This window comes from Variovorax beijingensis (assembly GCF_003951285.1).
In the GTDB taxonomy this organism is placed as follows: Bacteria; Pseudomonadota; Gammaproteobacteria; order Burkholderiales; family Burkholderiaceae_C; genus Variovorax; species Variovorax beijingensis.
In genome coordinates this window covers 295,183-309,775 of sequence record NZ_RXFQ01000003.1, presented here as the reverse complement: position 1 = coordinate 309,775, position 14,593 = coordinate 295,183, and the positions used below count along the sequence as shown (strand labels likewise).

15 protein-coding genes are annotated in these 14,593 nt (G+C 69.4%); 4 read left to right on the top strand and 11 right to left on the bottom strand.

Annotated elements, in window-relative coordinates; all coding sequences use genetic code 11:
• Positions 1-11 precede the first annotated feature (11 nt).
• From EJO66_RS06880 to EJO66_RS06870, 3 genes are read left to right on the top strand one after another with little or no spacing between them, the layout of a single operon-like run.
• Entirely contained in the window at positions 12-1,001 is a 990-nt protein-coding gene (locus EJO66_RS06880) for an ATP-grasp domain-containing protein (RefSeq protein ID WP_125964797.1), read from the top strand.
• On the top strand, positions 988-2,088 hold the full coding sequence (locus tag EJO66_RS06875; RefSeq protein WP_240648523.1) for a hydantoinase/oxoprolinase family protein: 1,101 nt from the start codon (positions 988-990) through the stop codon (positions 2,086-2,088). Before EJO66_RS06880 ends, EJO66_RS06875 begins: the two co-directional genes overlap by 14 nt.
• The gene (locus EJO66_RS06870) at positions 2,088-2,687 is read left to right on the top strand and encodes an amino acid kinase family protein (RefSeq protein ID WP_125964795.1); all 600 of its coding nucleotides are present in this window, start codon (positions 2,088-2,090) and stop codon (positions 2,685-2,687) included. The genes EJO66_RS06875 and EJO66_RS06870 overlap by 1 nt, the downstream gene beginning before the upstream one ends.
• A gap of 32 nt (positions 2,688-2,719) precedes the next feature.
• On the opposite strand, the gene EJO66_RS06865 is transcribed toward EJO66_RS06870, so the two are convergent.
• Genes EJO66_RS06865 through EJO66_RS06845 form a run of 5 tightly spaced genes read right to left on the bottom strand, consistent with a single transcriptional unit; the run spans position 2,720 to position 8,179 of the window.
• Positions 2,720-3,424 carry a (5-formylfuran-3-yl)methyl phosphate synthase gene (locus tag EJO66_RS06865; protein WP_125964794.1) on the bottom strand — a complete coding sequence of 235 codons (705 nt, stop codon included), beginning with the start codon at positions 3,422-3,424 and terminating at the stop codon, positions 2,720-2,722.
• Positions 3,421-4,002 (bottom strand): DUF447 domain-containing protein, encoded by a 582-nt coding sequence (locus EJO66_RS06860; RefSeq protein WP_125964793.1) that lies wholly within the window; start codon positions 4,000-4,002, stop codon positions 3,421-3,423. Before EJO66_RS06860 ends, EJO66_RS06865 begins: the two co-directional genes overlap by 4 nt.
• Positions 3,999-5,477, bottom strand: a complete 1,479-nt coding sequence (locus EJO66_RS06855) for a DUF6513 domain-containing protein (protein WP_125964792.1) — start codon at positions 5,475-5,477, stop codon at positions 3,999-4,001. Before EJO66_RS06855 ends, EJO66_RS06860 begins: the two co-directional genes overlap by 4 nt.
• Complete coding sequence (locus EJO66_RS06850; protein WP_125964791.1) at positions 5,456-6,109, bottom strand: flavoprotein; 654 nt, start codon at positions 6,107-6,109, stop codon at positions 5,456-5,458. Before EJO66_RS06850 ends, EJO66_RS06855 begins: the two co-directional genes overlap by 22 nt.
• Before the next feature lie 18 nt (positions 6,110-6,127).
• On the bottom strand, positions 6,128-8,179 hold the full coding sequence (locus EJO66_RS06845; RefSeq protein ID WP_125964790.1) for a sigma-54-dependent Fis family transcriptional regulator: 2,052 nt from the start codon (positions 8,177-8,179) through the stop codon (positions 6,128-6,130).
• A 307-nt stretch (positions 8,180-8,486) separates the two neighbouring features.
• Here EJO66_RS06845 and EJO66_RS06840 point away from each other — a divergent pair, with 307 nt between their 5' ends.
• Complete coding sequence (locus tag EJO66_RS06840) at positions 8,487-8,918, top strand: dihydroneopterin aldolase (RefSeq protein ID WP_124958301.1); 432 nt, start codon at positions 8,487-8,489, stop codon at positions 8,916-8,918.
• A gap of 58 nt (positions 8,919-8,976) precedes the next feature.
• Here the strand turns inward: EJO66_RS06840 and fae are convergent, their stop codons facing one another.
• The 6 genes from fae to EJO66_RS06810 all read right to left on the bottom strand — a co-directional run bounded on the left by fae (position 8,977) and on the right by EJO66_RS06810 (position 14,554).
• The gene (fae, locus tag EJO66_RS06835; protein WP_124958057.1) at positions 8,977-9,489 is read right to left on the bottom strand and encodes a formaldehyde-activating enzyme; all 513 of its coding nucleotides are present in this window, start codon (positions 9,487-9,489) and stop codon (positions 8,977-8,979) included.
• Between the two features lie 83 nt (positions 9,490-9,572).
• Positions 9,573-10,520: a triphosphoribosyl-dephospho-CoA synthase gene (locus tag EJO66_RS06830; RefSeq protein ID WP_124958058.1), complete on the bottom strand. Its 948-nt coding sequence runs from the start codon at positions 10,518-10,520 to the stop codon at positions 9,573-9,575.
• Entirely contained in the window at positions 10,520-11,473 is a 954-nt protein-coding gene (locus tag EJO66_RS06825) for an ATP-grasp domain-containing protein (protein ID WP_223262227.1), read from the bottom strand. The genes EJO66_RS06830 and EJO66_RS06825 overlap by 1 nt, the downstream gene beginning before the upstream one ends.
• A 2-nt stretch (positions 11,474-11,475) precedes the next feature.
• Positions 11,476-12,483 carry a methenyltetrahydromethanopterin cyclohydrolase gene (gene mch, locus EJO66_RS06820; protein ID WP_124958059.1) on the bottom strand — a complete coding sequence of 336 codons (1,008 nt, stop codon included), beginning with the start codon at positions 12,481-12,483 and terminating at the stop codon, positions 11,476-11,478.
• Positions 12,480-13,622, bottom strand: coding sequence for an ATP-grasp domain-containing protein (locus tag EJO66_RS06815; protein ID WP_124958060.1), 1,143 nt, complete (start codon positions 13,620-13,622; stop codon positions 12,480-12,482). The genes mch and EJO66_RS06815 overlap by 4 nt, the downstream gene beginning before the upstream one ends.
• A gap of 14 nt (positions 13,623-13,636) precedes the next feature.
• Entirely contained in the window at positions 13,637-14,554 is a 918-nt protein-coding gene (locus EJO66_RS06810) for an NAD(P)-dependent methylenetetrahydromethanopterin dehydrogenase (RefSeq protein WP_124958061.1), read from the bottom strand.
• Positions 14,555-14,593 lie beyond the last annotated feature (39 nt).

Here is a 14,593-nt window from a genome sequence, read left to right as displayed (position 1 = left end):
TGGATGATGAAATGACCAAACGCGTTTTTGTTTACGAGTATCTCAGCGGCGGCGGCTGGAGCGACTATGGCGACGACGCCGCAGCCGACGAACTGCTGCCGCTGGGCCTGTCGATGCGCGATGCCATGGTGGCGGACCTGGTGCGCGCCGCCGATTGTTCGGTCTCCGCGGCGGTCTGCGGACCGGGAAACACCCTGCCAGCAGGCGCCGTGCCACTGCGGGCCCGCGCCAACGAATCGGCCTTCGACTTCGTCGCGCGCCAGAGCGTGCTGCACGACCTCGTGTGGCTGGTGGCGCCCGAGACGGATGGCCTGCTCGCGCGCTTCCAGCGCACGGTGGGCCATGCGCGCTGGCTCGGCTGCAGTGCCGAAGCCATCGAGCTCACGGCCGGCAAGAAAGCCACGCTCGCGCACCTGGCCGCCCACGGCGTTCAGACGCCGCTGGCCTTTGCCGATGCGCCCGATATCACGCGTTGGGTGGTCAAGCCCGACGACGGCGCCGGCGGCGTGGCCACCCACGTGCACCAGCGCCACGCCGATGCGCTCGAAGACCAAGCCACGCGCACGCAAGCCGGCGCCACCTTGACGCTCGAGCCCTGGATCGAGGGCGAAGCCCTGAGCCTCTCGCTGCTGTGCACGGAGCAGAATGCCGAAATGCTGAGCATCAACCGCCAACGCATTTCGATCGATGCGCACGGCAGGCTGTCCTTCGATGGCGTGAGCGTCGATGCGGTGGGCCGCGGCGACCCGCGCCGGCATGACCTGGCCGCGCTGGCCATGCAGGTGGCGCGTGCCATCCCCGGGCTGCGCGGCTTCGCGGGCATCGACCTGGTCTGGCATCCGCAGCACGGGCCGGTGGTGATCGAGGTCAATCCGCGTGTCACCTGCGCCTACGTCGGGCTTTCCGCAGCGCTGGGCCGCAACCTCGCGGCGGAACTGCTGGCGGACCGCCTGCACGGCAGCGGCACCCAGGAACGGGAACTTGCGCGTGCCGACGCCTGAACGCACCACCATCGGCTGGGACATCGGCGGCGCCCATGTCAAGGCCTGCCTGATGCAACGCGGCGAGGTGGCCGACGTGGCGCAGTGGGGCTGTCCGCTCTGGCAGGGCCTCGACCATCTGGCGCGTGCGCTGCAGGCCGCAGGCACGCGCTGGCCCGTGCTTGCATCTGCACAGCATGCCGTCACGATGACAGGCGAGATGGTCGACCTGTTTCCCGACCGCGAAGCCGGCGTGCGCGGCATTGCCGCCGCCTTGGCAGCTGCGCTGCCCACGCAGCCAGGCGCGCTGCAATTCTTTGCCGGCGATGTGGGCTGGTGCACGGCCGCCGGCGTGGCACGGCACTGGGAGCACATCGCCTCGGCCAACTGGCTAGCCACCGTGCGGCATGCCGCGCTCGTGTTCCCGGAAGGCGTGCTGGTCGACATCGGCAGCACCACCACCGACCTGATCGCCTTCGGCAACAAGGGCGTGCTGACCACCAGCCGCAGCGACGCCGAGCGCCTGGTGAGCGGCGAGCTCGCCTACCACGGCGTGGTGCGCACGCCGGTGTGCGCGCTCGCCCAGCGCATCGAATGGCGCGGCCAGGCAAGGCACGTGATGAACGAGTTCTTCGCCACCACGGCCGACGTGTATCGCCTGTGCGGCGAGCTCGATCCCGCGCACGACCTGCACCCCAGCGCCGACAACGCGGCCAAGACCCTGCCGGCCACGCGCCAGCGCCTTGCGCGCATGGTGGGGCTGGACGAACGCGATGCATCCGCTGAAGAATGGCTGGACCTCGCACGCGCCTGGCGCGCGGCGCAGGTCGAGGCCATCGGTGCGCAGTTGCGCCGCGTGCTGGCGGCGCATGCGCTCTCGCGCGATGCCGTGGTGGTGAGCGCGGGCTGCGGCGCCTTCCTGGTGCCCGGCCTGGCCGCCGTCGCCGCATCGGGTGAAGGCGCGCAAGCCGTGCCGCGCCGCTTTGCCGCCTATGGCGGCGACGTGGCAAACGTCGCCCGCCATGCGCCCGCGGGCACCGCCGGCTGGGCGCAGGTGTGCGCACCGAGCGTGGCGGTGGCCGCGCTGTTCGAAAGGGAGCACGACTGATGTGGGTGGTCAAGATTGGCGGCAGCCTCTGTGCCGACCCGGTGCTGCCGCAGTGGCTCGATCTGCTCACGCAGATCGGCGGCGGCCGCGTCACGGTGGTCTGCGGCGGCGGCACCTTTGCAGACGAAGTACGGCGCGTGCAGGCGCACTGGCAGTTCAACGACCTGGCCGCGCACAACATGGCGGTGCTGGCCATGGCGCAGACGGCCTACCAGCTGCATGCGCTGAACCCGGCGCTGCAGCTGGCCGCGCGCAAGACCGAAATCCCCGACCTGCTGCGGCGCGGAAAAACCGCGCTGTGGCTGCCGCTCGAGCTGCGGCGCGACAAGCCGGACGGCCGCACCAGCTGGGACGCCACGTCGGACACCATCGCGCTCGACCTCGCCAAGCATCTCAATGCCGAGCAGCTGGTGCTGGTGAAGTCATGCGCCATCGATCCGCAGATGACGCTCAATGAACTTGGCGATGCCGGCGTGGTCGACCAGCAGTTTGCCGAACGCTCCGGCGATGCGGCGTTTCCGATCACCCTGCTTCACAAGAACCAGCTGGCGACCATGCGTGCGCTGCTGCTGGGCGAGGCGACCTTCGCCCCGCGCTGAGCGGGCCTCGCGCCCCGCTCGCGAAAAACCGTTCAGGCCGGTACGGGCTCCACGGCCTCGCCGTGCAGCAGCGCGGCCAGTGCCGCGAGCCGCTCCGGGCTGAGGGCCGCCTTGCGGTCGCCCACGCAGACGGCGCTGCGAAACCCCGCGAAGTCCGGCGCCAGCGACTGCAGCAGCGGAACATGCGCCATGCGCAGTGCGCCCGCCACGCCGGCCATCCGGCCCGCGGCGCGCACCTGGGCCAGGAAGGCGCGCAGATCGGCCATCGGCACGGCATCGAACAGGCTGCCGGCCTCCTTGTCGGCGGTGTCGACCATGAGCCCGGGAAAGCCGAGCGTGCAGGCATGCGCGGTCAGCGCGGCATCGAGCCCGTGGTCGCCGATGAAGACCGGCACCACCGGCCAGCGGCAGGCCGCCAGCGCATCGAGCACCGCAAAGGCCTCGGGCCCGCGCTCGATGCCGACCTTCACATAGTCGACGCCGCAGGCCCCCACCGCGTCCACCTGCACCAGGATGGCATCCAGCGCATGCATCGGCAGATCGCCGATCGTCGCGCTCGCGGGCAGGCCGATGCCGTGCGCACGCAGCGCGCTCACGATGGCGCCGATGGTTGCCACCGGCAGGCCGCCCAGTGCGCCTTCGCTGGGTTCCTTCAGGTCGATGAAGTCGGCGCCGCCGCGGGCCGCGAGCAGGGCTTCGTCCACGCTGCGCACGCTCACCAGCATGCGCATCGTCATGATGTGCGCTCCCGGTCGCCGGCCCGGTGTTGCGCGACCGCGGCGCGCAGCCACTCCCAGGCCTCGCGTTCCTCGGGGCCGGCGGTCTTGTCGATCGCGATCTGCAGGTAGGTCATTTCGGTTTCCACTTTCTCGGGAGGGAGCATGTGCAGCCGGCTCACCAGCACGGCGCCTTCGATCACCGCAGCCTGCGCGCGGTTGAAGCCGGCAAACGGCGCATGCGTGGCCTCGTGCACGGCCACCATGCGCAGCACCGGCCGCTGCACGTCGTCGCGCTGCCCGGCCAGTTCGAGTTCGACGTGGCGCAGCGCAGCGGCCAGCCGCACGCCTTCGATGCGCTCAGCCGGCAGCGTGGGCCACAGCTTGCGGCCCGTGACGCAGCCCGCGAACACGCGCGTGTCGCAGACGATGTTGAGCACCGCATGGCCAGTCGCCACGATGTTGTCGTGCGTGGTCGAGGGCTTGAACGGCATCAGCAGGATGCCGCCCTCCTGGTAGCGGACGCCCATCGGCGCCACGTGCGGCTTGCCGCCGGGCGCCACGGTGGTCACCACGGCTTCGAAGATCTGGTCGTTCATGAGGGTGATGGCGCGGTGGTGGTGCCGGTGGCGCCGGTCTCGGCCGCGCTGTTCTTCTTCGATGTCTTCATGGTGGTTCCCGGCGCGCACCAGCGCGCGAGGTCTTCGGTGGCCCGCGGCGTGGCGCAGCCCCAGTCGAGCGGCTGGTCCTGCACGTAGCGCTTGCCGAGCTGCCAGGCGATCTCGGCCCGCGCCAGTTCCACGCCCATGTAGAACGCATGGTCGGCGTCGTCCTGCAGCTGGAGCTGCGGCCAGAGTTCGAAGGCGCCCTGCGCGAGCCGCATGCCGTCGCGGTTGTAGACGTGCAGGCCCAGCGGCGAGATCTGCACGCGGAAGTTGGGGTCGCGCACCTGCGAGGCGATCTCGCCGATTTCTTCGGGCGTGTCGGGGAAGGGATGCTTGGCGTGCACCGTCATCAGCGCATCGCTCATGCCCTTGGGCAGCGTGGCGTTGCGCGCCGCGGCATGCATGATGCGGCGCGCCCAGTCGGCCTCGCTCACCGCGCGGCGCGCATGCTGGCTCACCTGCGTGGTCAGCACCGCCGCCACGTTCAGCTCGGCGGCAATGCCGAACAGCACCGCGTTGATGCCGCTGGTGTCGGCCTCGGTGAGCTCGGTGAGGTTGCCCACGCCCAGCATGATCGGCGCATCTGGAAAGCGCTCGCGCAGCCGGTGGTAGCGCACGATGGAAGCGGTCAGGCCGAACGGTATGGGGTCGAGGATCGAATCGGCCAGGAAGGCACGGCCGCGGCTCTGCATCTGCGCCACAGCTTCGTACAGCGATTCTTCATCGGCCGGAACGCGCGGTATCAGCACCGGCGTGGCCGCGACCTCGTCGGCGATCCACAGCGTGTCGAGCGTGAGGCTCAGCAGGTAGTCGGCGCCGGCCTTGCCGCCGAGCAGCAGCTCCTCTGTGTCGCTCGAATCGACGCTGACCTGGAAGCCCGCGGCCTTCAGTGCCTGCACGCTCTCGGCCAGGTGGTCGAAGCGCGTCTCGGGCAGGCAGCCCAGGTCGATCACGTTGGCACCGTCGGCCGCGAGTTGCCGCGCGCGCTCGATGATCTGCGCCACCGAGAGCCGCGGCGCGTCGACGATCTCGGCAAAGATCGCGACCTCGTAGTCGTCCAGGTCGACCGCGCGCGCGCTGCGGTTGAAGTGGCGCGGCAGGTCCTTCAGTTCCTGCGGGCCGCGCTCCACCGGAACGCCGAAGTGAAGGCTCAGGGCCTCGACGTCGCCACGGCAGCGGCCTGGCACCATGATGCGGTCCGCGCGGCGCGGCGCGGCGCCCTTGCCTTCGCCCTCGGTGAACACCGGGGCCGCAACGCGGCGGCGGATCATGTCGGCCGTCATCAGCGCCGCCACCTGCAGACCGATCTCGCGCACTTCCCATGTGAACGGTGCCGCCTCGATCCCGGCCAGCACCCGCGTGAGGCTGGCTTGGGCGAGGCGCCCGGTCAGGAAGACGATGTGTTCCATGCGAGAGAAAGTTCCTTCAGGCGCGTGTCGAGCGCTGTCTCCAGTTCGGCCGGTGAACAGACCACCTGGCAGAAGTCGATGCCGCGCAGCCGCTCCACGTTGTCCAGTTCGATGCGCCGCGGACGCAGCGTGACCCAGTCATGCGGCGACTTGGTCACCACCACCGGTTCCGTATCGCATGCAAACACGATGCCAGGAATGCCGAGCTTGCCGGCCTGCGCAAACATGTTGGTCGGCAGCGAGTCGCTGATGCCGAATGCGCACTTGGCCACCGTGTTGCTGGTGGCCGGCGCCACCACCACCGTGTGATAGACGTCGTCGTAGAGCATGCCCACTGGCACGCCGCTGGCCGTCTTGTCGCGAAAGACACGGAAGCGCGGCTTGAGCGCTTCGATCTGCAGCTTGTAGATCGGCAGCACTTCCTCGGCAGCGGCCGAGAGGAACAGGTCGACCGAGGGCAGCCGCGCCGCCAGGGCGAGCGATTCCTCGAGGAAATGGCCCGAACCCGTGACGCACCAGGCCAGCCGCGAGCGCGGCGGCGATGCGGGCAGCGGCGCTTCCCCGTCTTCGGCAGCCAGCGCGGCGCCGCGTGGATCGATCTTGCCCGTGCCCGCCGGTTCCCCGTTCGTCATGTCTGCGAGCCTTGAGGCTCAATCGGGTGGAGAGATCTCGATGTGAAGCTTGTGGAGTTTTCGGTACAGGGTGTTGCGGCTGACATCGAGCGCCTTGGCGACGTTGCTCACGTTCCAGCGATGCTGCTCGAGCATCTGCAGCAGCACCTGCCGCTCGTTGGCCTGGATCGGGTTGAGTTGCTTGATGGCGGGCGCCGCATCGGACGGCGCTGCGTCCGCAGCCGCATCGGCCGGTTCGGACACTGCAGCCGCATGGGCCAGCGCGGGCAATGGCGACGGCGCCGTACGCACGGCCAGCGAAGGCAGGTGCTCCCGCGTGATGGTCTTGCCGTCGGCCAGCGCGGCGGCACTGCGCAGCACATGGCGCAGCTGCCGCAGGTTGCCGGGCCATGAATAGGCCATGAGCAGGCGCTCGGCTTCTTCGCCGAGCCGGCTGTCGCTGCCGCCTTCGTCCTTGAGCACGTCGTGGATCAGATCGCGCTTGTCGCTGCGGTCGCGCAGCGCGGGCAGGTCGAGCTCGATGCCGGCCAGGCGGTAGTAGAGGTCTTCGCGGAAACGGCCTTCGCGCACCAGGCTTGGCAGGTGCTGGTGGCTCGCGCTCACGAGCTGGAAGTCCACCGGATGGGTTTCCTCGGTGCCCAGCGGCGTGACCTGGCGCTCGTCGAGCACGCGCAGCAGCCGGGCCTGCAGCTCCAGCGGCATGTCGGCGATTTCGTCGAGGAACAGCGTGCCGCCATCGGCCTGCAGGATCTTGCCGCGCCGCCCGCTGCGCTGTGCACCGGTGAAAGCGCCGGCCTTGTAGCCGAAGAGTTCGGATTCGATCAGCGTCTCGGGCAGGCTCGCGCAATTGACTGCGACGAAGGCGCCTTCGGCATGCGGGCTGCTCTCGTGGATGGCGCGCGCGAACACTTCCTTGCCCGAACCGGTTTCGCCGCACAGCAGCACGGGGGTCCGGCGCGCGACCACGCGCCGCGCGGTGTCCAGGTGCGCGACGAGCCGCGCGTCCTTGAAGGTGCGGACGCTCGGCGCACGCGCGGCTGCGGGCCGCAGCGGCGCACGGAAGGCCTCGGCGCCTGTCTCTGCCACCATCGAAGCCGTGCCTGCAGCGCCGGCCACACGCGCACGCGCCGGCGTGGCGGCATCGGAGGCCGGCCGCCGCGCCACCGCGAAGAAGCGCAGCGCCGCATTGGCCCGGTAGGCCACCACCGGATGGAATGAAGAAGAAAGACTGCGCTGGACGATGTCTTCGAGCGAGGTCTGGAACAGGTCGTCGATGCGCTGCGTGCGGATCTCGTCCATCGACTGCAGGCCGAGCTGAAACAAGGCGCTGCGGTTGGCCGCAAGAATGCGCCCGTCGTCGCCGACCGCGAGCTTGCCTTCGTGCAGTGTGTAGACGAATTCGGGCCGGCTGTGGAAATGCAGCGGATGCGCATTCGAGAAGCGCTTGTCGATGAGCCGGTTCTCGATCATGCGCGCCGTCATGCCCAGGAGCACCAGCACGTGCTGCTGCATGAGGCTGGATCGGCTGGTCACGTCGAGCACGGCGATGATCTCGCCGGACGGATCGAACACCGGCACCGCCGAACACGTGAGCTGCGTGAAGTGGCTGAAGAAATGTTCTTCGCGCCGCACCGAGATCGGATGCGCAGCGGCCAGGCAGGTGCCCATGCCGTTGGTGCCGGCTTCGGCCTCGCCCCACATGCCACCGGCGCGCAGGCCCATGGGCTCCGCTTCGGCGGCGAACTCGGGCGAGGACACCATGTGCACGATCACGCCGTCGGTGTCGGTCAGCACCACGGCGGACTCGGCATCCGCGAGCTGCTGGTAGAGCGTGGTCATCTCGTAGCGTGCGCACTCGATGACGTCGGCATGCTGGTTGCGCCGGCTCTGCAGCGCCGACGATGCAATGACCACCGGTTCGCGCGGGCGGCCCGGATCGAGCTGGTACTGGTTCAGGCAGCGGCTCCACGAGCGCGTGACCAGATCATTGCCCTCCTCGTGAAAGCCCCGCCTCACCACGTCGAGCACACGGTCAGCGTGTCGATCGCCTTGCCTCAGCGTCAATGTCATTGGAGTTCTCCGGCGCGTTCCATCATGTCTCGTTCGGCCCATTGTTGTGCCTGCCGGCTTACCGCGCACCCGGTGAAACACCAAGCACTGGCAATGCCGCAGCGGGTCCGGTCTCTGGCCTGCATTTTGCGTTGATGAATCCTGCTGGGGTGGGCTTGCATGCCGCCAGACACACTTTCAAACACATTCGAATCACTGGAGACACCACTTGAACACCAGCCCGCGCCCTTCCATCGCCCGCCTTTCTTCTTCGAATGCCTCGCCGGCCTCGAATGCATCGCCCGACGCGGCCGAGGCACCGGCGCCCATGGACCTGATCTTCATCGAGGGCTTCAGCGGCCAGACGGTGATCGGCATCCACGACTCCGAGCTGCATCATCCGCAGCCGCTCTTGATCGACGTGCACGCCGGCGTGCCCCGCGCGCGCGCCTGCGACACCGACCGCATCGGCGACACCATCGACTACGGCGTGGTGCGCGAGCGGCTGGTGCGGCTCATGGCCGAACACCGGCTGCAACTGCTCGAGGCCTTTGCAGAGGCCATTGCCGACATCCTCATCGACGAGTTCGGCGCCAGCTGGGTCCGCGTGAAGGTCGTGAAGCCGCGCAAGTTCGACGACGTGCAGGCCGTGGGCGTGCAGATCGAGCGCCACGCGCCCACGCATCGCGCCTCGAAGCTGGTGCACGGCGCCACCGTGCTGAACTTCCTTGCCAGCGGCATGGTGCCCGCCAAGCACTGAACACTCGAAGACAAAAAAACCGGCGCGGTCCACGCGCCGGTTTTTTGCTTTCTGCGGCTCAGAGGTGGGCTGCGAACGGATGCGCCGTGGTGCCCTTCTTGTCCACCACTTCCGCGGCGGTCGGCGAGCCGGTCACGGCACGCTGGATGGCCTCGCGGGTGGCCTGGTAGTTGTAGTCCTGGATCTTCTTGTCGTCGTCGGCAAGCCAGTGGATGAACACGCCGACGCAGATGAACAGGTTGTCCGCCTCCGCCATGGGGATGGTGCCATCCTCGACGCTGTCGGCCACCGCCAGCGCCACGGCGCGCTGCGCCGGCCCGAACATCTGCACTGCCTGCTTGGCGCCCTTGATGGTCACTTTGTTGAACATCACGGTGGCCGGCTTGGTCAGCAGATTGGGAGCCACGACTGCGAGCAGCGAAGTGAAGCCGTCCTTGTTGTTCGTCAACGCGTTCGCGAAGGCGGTCTCGGCAGCGCTGCCGCGCGGTCCGATGATCAGGTCGATATGGGCTACTTCGTTGCCGTCGCCAACGAGCGATTCGCCCACCATCAGTCGATCGATTTTTGCCATGGTTTCGAGTCTCCTCTCAGAGGTCCAAGGTGATTAGGGTCAATACGACACCGGTCAGGAAGACCAGCGCAAAGCCATGGGTATCACGATCCGTGCCATCCATTCGCCGCCTCGCGTGCGGGCGCCGCGCACGAGCGGATCCAGCCTGAAAGCAGCAGCGCGGCCACGGTGAAATCGGCGCTGGTCCCGGGGTTGACGCCTGCGGCCTTGAGGGAAAGATCCCAGGCGGCGAAGCCGGGGTCGGCATCGAGCGCCACGCCCGCGCCGGCGCGCTCGCGCCAGGCCTGCGCCGCCGTCATGACAGTCTGTGCCACGCGCTCGCCGTGTTTTCGAACAATGTGTGAATCAGGAAAGGCGCCGAGGCATGCCAGGTAAAGCCGTTGGACGAAAGCCACAGTGGCGGTATCGGGCAGTGCACCGGCATCGGCCGGCGCTTCGCCGCAGCCCGCCGGTTGCACCGGTTCCTGGAACGCCAGCGCGAACAGGTCCGCGAATCCGTCGCGGTACTGGCGCGCGATGAGGTCGCGGTCCGCGGCAAGGGCCATGGCGGCACGCAGATCGACGCTGGGTGCATCGCGCACGTCCTCGGACGGCGCGGTGCCCAGGCCGCCGGGATGCGCCTGCGCAATCGCGCGATAGGCGGCGCGTGTATCGTCGATGTCGAGCGTGGCCAGCACCGACTCCACGGCGGCGCGCAAGGCTGCGGGGGTTCCGGCATGCGGATGCTGCTCTACCGCGAGCGCGATCGGCGCGCAGAGCAGAAGGATGCCGAGGTTGGTGTTGCATCCCGCCACCGCCCAGGTGGCGGCCACGGCCGCCTCGATGCGCGCGCCCACGCGCAAGCCGGGCTCGAACAGCGCACCGGCCGCGGCTTCGGCGCTGGCGACGAACATCGAGGCCTGCATGCCGTGGCCCGGCGAAGCCTGGCTCACGTTGCCGGGCTTTCGCACCGCCACGTCGAGCCAGCAGGCGCGCAGGAAGCAGGCCCGCGCACGCTCGATGGCCGCCTGCCGCGCGTTCGTCATCATCATCAGGCGCGGCGTTCCGGCAGCGGCAGGCTCTGCTGCGCGAGGCGGCGCGCCTGCGCGAGCTTGCGGTCGAGCAGGTCGTCGACGATGGCGCGCGCGATGTTGAAGCCCGTCACGCGCTGCAGCCCCTGCCATGCGGCCACGCCATTGACCTCGAGCACCTGGATCTTTGGCCCGCTGGCCGCCGCGATGAGGTCCACGCCCGCGTAGTCCATGTCGAGCGCCTGCGACGCGCCTTCGGCCAGCTGCGCGAGCGCGGGCTCCAGCACGGCCGGCTCGCAGCGCGCGCCCTGGGCCACGTTGTGGATCCAGTGCGTGCTGACGCGCCGCATCGCGGTGACGGCGCGCCCGCCCACCACCATCACGCGCCAGTCGAAACCCGGCGAGGCCATGGGCGGCACGAAGCGCTGCAGATAGGCCAGGCCCGCGTAGCGCGCGTCGATGTCGGGCATCGGATGATGAACACCGTCGACCTCGCCCACCAGTTGCAGGTTCTTGCCCTGCGAACCGAACAAGGGCTTGAGCACCAGCGCATGGCCCGCGGCCATCTCGCGCATGGCGATGCGCCGCGCCTGCGCCGCCGACTCGGTGGCCCAGGTGGCGGGCGCGGGAATGCGCGCGGCATGCAGCAGCAGGCTGGTCATCGACTTGTCGACCGTGCGCTCGATGGCACGTGCATCGTTGTAGACCGGCACGCCCAGCTCGCGCAGGGCATGCAGCACGCCCAGGCGCTTGGTGACCTGCTCGAAGCTTCCGCCGGCGATGCCGCGCACCAGCACCGCATCGGGCAGCTCGCGGCCGTAGCCGGGAATGACCAGGCCATGCCATGCCGCGGTGGTGTCGATGTTGCAGTCGGCAAGATCGACGCAGCGCCCCACCGCGCCGCGTGCGCGCAGCGCGGCCTGCAGCTGGCGCGTGTGCCAGCCGATCTCGTCCGTCATGATGACGATGCGCACGGTCAGGCCTCCTGCAGCCACAGGCGCTGCAGCAGCGCCATGTCGGGCGCGCCGCCGTGCCAGGTGTTGCCGCTGTCGATGTTGCTGACCCACACCTCGGCCGGTGCGAACAAGGCGCCGTCGATCTTGTAGAAGTCGTACCCGACCTCCTTGAAGATCTCGGCGAACGAGCGCCCGTGATCGCGCGAGTTGCGCGACGGCAGCGCACGCGCCAGCTCGCGTGCCGCGTCGTCGTCGCCGCGGACCGTCAGGTGCACGCGGCCGCCGTACAGGATGGCGTCGTTGGTGCGGCCCATGGCCTCGACGCCATCGGCACTCGGCGACGGCAGCGGCGCGGTGCCGGCACCCTCGACGATGTTGCCCAGCGCAAAGCCCAGTTCGTGCGCCTTGTGCAGCGCCACCTCGAGCACGCGCGCCACCACCTGCGTGGTGCCCGCGAGGCTGGTGGTGGGCGTCAGGATCAAGGTCAGCGCTTCCGCGGCCAGGCCGCAATCGCGCAGCAGCTTGTCGATCACGATCTTCGGCGGCGCGCGATCGACTTCCAGCACCAGCACGCCGCAGGACGCATGGTCGCGGTAGCCCAGTTCGGCAAAGAGCTTTTCCTTCACCGCCAGCGCGCGCGCCGGTCCCGAGCCGAGCGAGAAGAACTTCTTTCCGCCGGTCTCTTCCTTGGTGGCCGAGAGGCTCCAGCCGGCGTACTGGCTGCCAAGGCAGGCCAGCACCGGCTGCGAGCTGCGCACGTCGAGCCACGTGGGCCAGCCCTCGCCGCTGCCACCGCTGCGCAGGTTCACATGCCCCAGCCCGCCCATGCAGATCTCGCCGATCCGCAGGCCGGCCGCCACGCTGCCGCGTGCCTCGATGCCGGCGTCGACGATGCGCGCGCCGCTGTCGTCGCGGCGCAGCTGCAGCCCGAGCGCATCGGCATCGGCCAGCAGGCGCTCGACCAGCGGACGGGCCAGCAGGTTGACGCTCAGGCCCGAAGTGGCTGTGGGCGAGGATGTGTTGCTCATGCCTTGGTCTCCAATGATTGCAGCAGCCGCTCGCGGCCTTCGCTCAAGCGGGCGCGCACCTGCTGCGCGCCGCTGCCGCTCGCGGTCAGGGTGCACAGCGGATCGTCGATCTCGAAGCGCTGGCCGGCTTCGGGCAGGTCGCGGATACCGGGCCATGCGGCAAGGCGCTGCGCCGCGGCCGCGTCGAGCTGCAGCGGCTGCCGCGTGAATACGATCTCGATGCCTTCGACCTCCTGCGCATGCGATGGCACCGGCGGCGGCAGTTCGCCATGCAGGCAGGCACGCAGATGGGCCTGCATCACGCCCGGCGAACCGGCGCGCGCCCTGTAGAGGCTCATGCTGGCCGGTGGCCTCGGGTTGACCTCCAGCACGCCGATGGCGTCGCCGTCGCGCATGAAGTCGAGGCTGCACAGGCCGCGCAGTTCGAACTCCACGGCCAGCGTGCGCGCAATGGCCGTCACGCGGCGCGCGATGTCCTCTGACACGGGCACCGGCCCGACGGCGCCGCAGAACACGAAAGGCCGCGTGCCGAAGCGGCGCACGGTCTGCTCGTTGAAGCCGAGCACGTGAACGTCGCGGCCGTTGGCAACGAAGGTGGCCGACATCGGCAGCCCGGCCATCTCCCGCTGGAAGTAGTGGTGCGAAGACGGCGGCTCGTCGATCGACCACGGCGCATGGCGCACATGCCAGCCGCCGCAGCCGTGCGCGTCTTTCATGAGCCATCCCGCGGGGTCCTCGGGCGGCTGCAGCAGCACTTGCGGAAAGGGGATGACCTGCGCCGTGAGAAAACCGAAGAAGGCCGCGGGATCGCGCAGGCGGCGCACGGCCGCAGGCGCGGTACCGATCAGCGGCAGCACGGCCGCGCCCTCTTCCAGCAAATCGGGCTCGCCTTCGAAGCCGCTGCCTGCAATCCAGCCCTGCACCGGCTCGCTGTCCTCAGCCAGTGTCCGCAGCGCAGCCAGGACGCTGGCCGCATCGATCTGTAAACTGCCGGGCGCGCCAATGGGCAGCCAGCGCGACGCGGCCCGGCGCGTGTCGACATCGCCGAACAGATCGAGCGCGACCACCTTGAAGCCGTCGCTTGCCGCCGCGTCGGCCATGGCGCGCGCAGAGATGGCGGCGACGGCGATCGTCTGCATGGTGCCCGCTGGCTTCAAGCCGTCTTCCCGGCCTGCTCGACCAGGAATGCGCGGGCCACCGCAAAGGCTTCGGGAAAGCTCAGCACCTGCGCCTTTTCGGCCTCGCACATCTGCACCAGCAGCCGATGCTGCGTCTGGTACTTGACGTTGCCCACGGCCAGCGCGCCGATGGCCACGGCCTGCGTGCCGGCCAATGGCTTGGCGTCGTCCATCACCCCGACGCCGGCAATGCCTTCGGGCGGCACGGCATTCACGTCGGACGCCACCTTGAGCCGCGTCGCGGCGCCGAGCGCCTCGCTCGATACGACCTGCACGCCCGCGGCCGCACAGGCCAGCAGCACATCGGCATCGGCGATCGAGCGGCGCACCGCGTCGGGGTCGCCGCCCGAGAGGCCGTGCAGCTTCACGCCGAAGCGCTGACCGGTTTCGTCGGCCGCTTCCTGCGCCGCGTCGATGCCGTTGCGGCTGGACAGGTACACCTCGGCGCCGGCCCCTGCCGCGATCACACCGGCCACGCGGCCCACCGGCCCCGTGCCGCCAAGGATCACCACGCGCTGGCCTTCCAGGCCCTGCCCATGGTGGCGCTTGAGCGCGGCCTCGACGCAGGCCACCATGGCCGCCGCCGTGGTGTAGGCACCGCTCGGGTCGGCCATCACCGAGACGACGAAGGGCTTGACCATCGAGGTTCGTGCGCGCTCGAGCATGTCGGCCGCCAGCTGCGCGTCGCGCCCGCCGATGAAGATGCCGGTGCGCGCCACGCCCTTGGGCCCGCGCGAGAAGATCGTGTCCTGGGTCAGTCCGGTGATGCGGTCCAGGCCCACTTCGCAGTACGGCACGATGATCTGGTAGCCGGCGTCCGCCGCCATGTTGATGTCGAACGGGCTCATCTGTTGACCGGGAGTGAACATGTGGAGGATGCGGGGACGTTCCATGAGGACCTGCGTTGGTTGATGTTGATGTGGAAGGTTGAG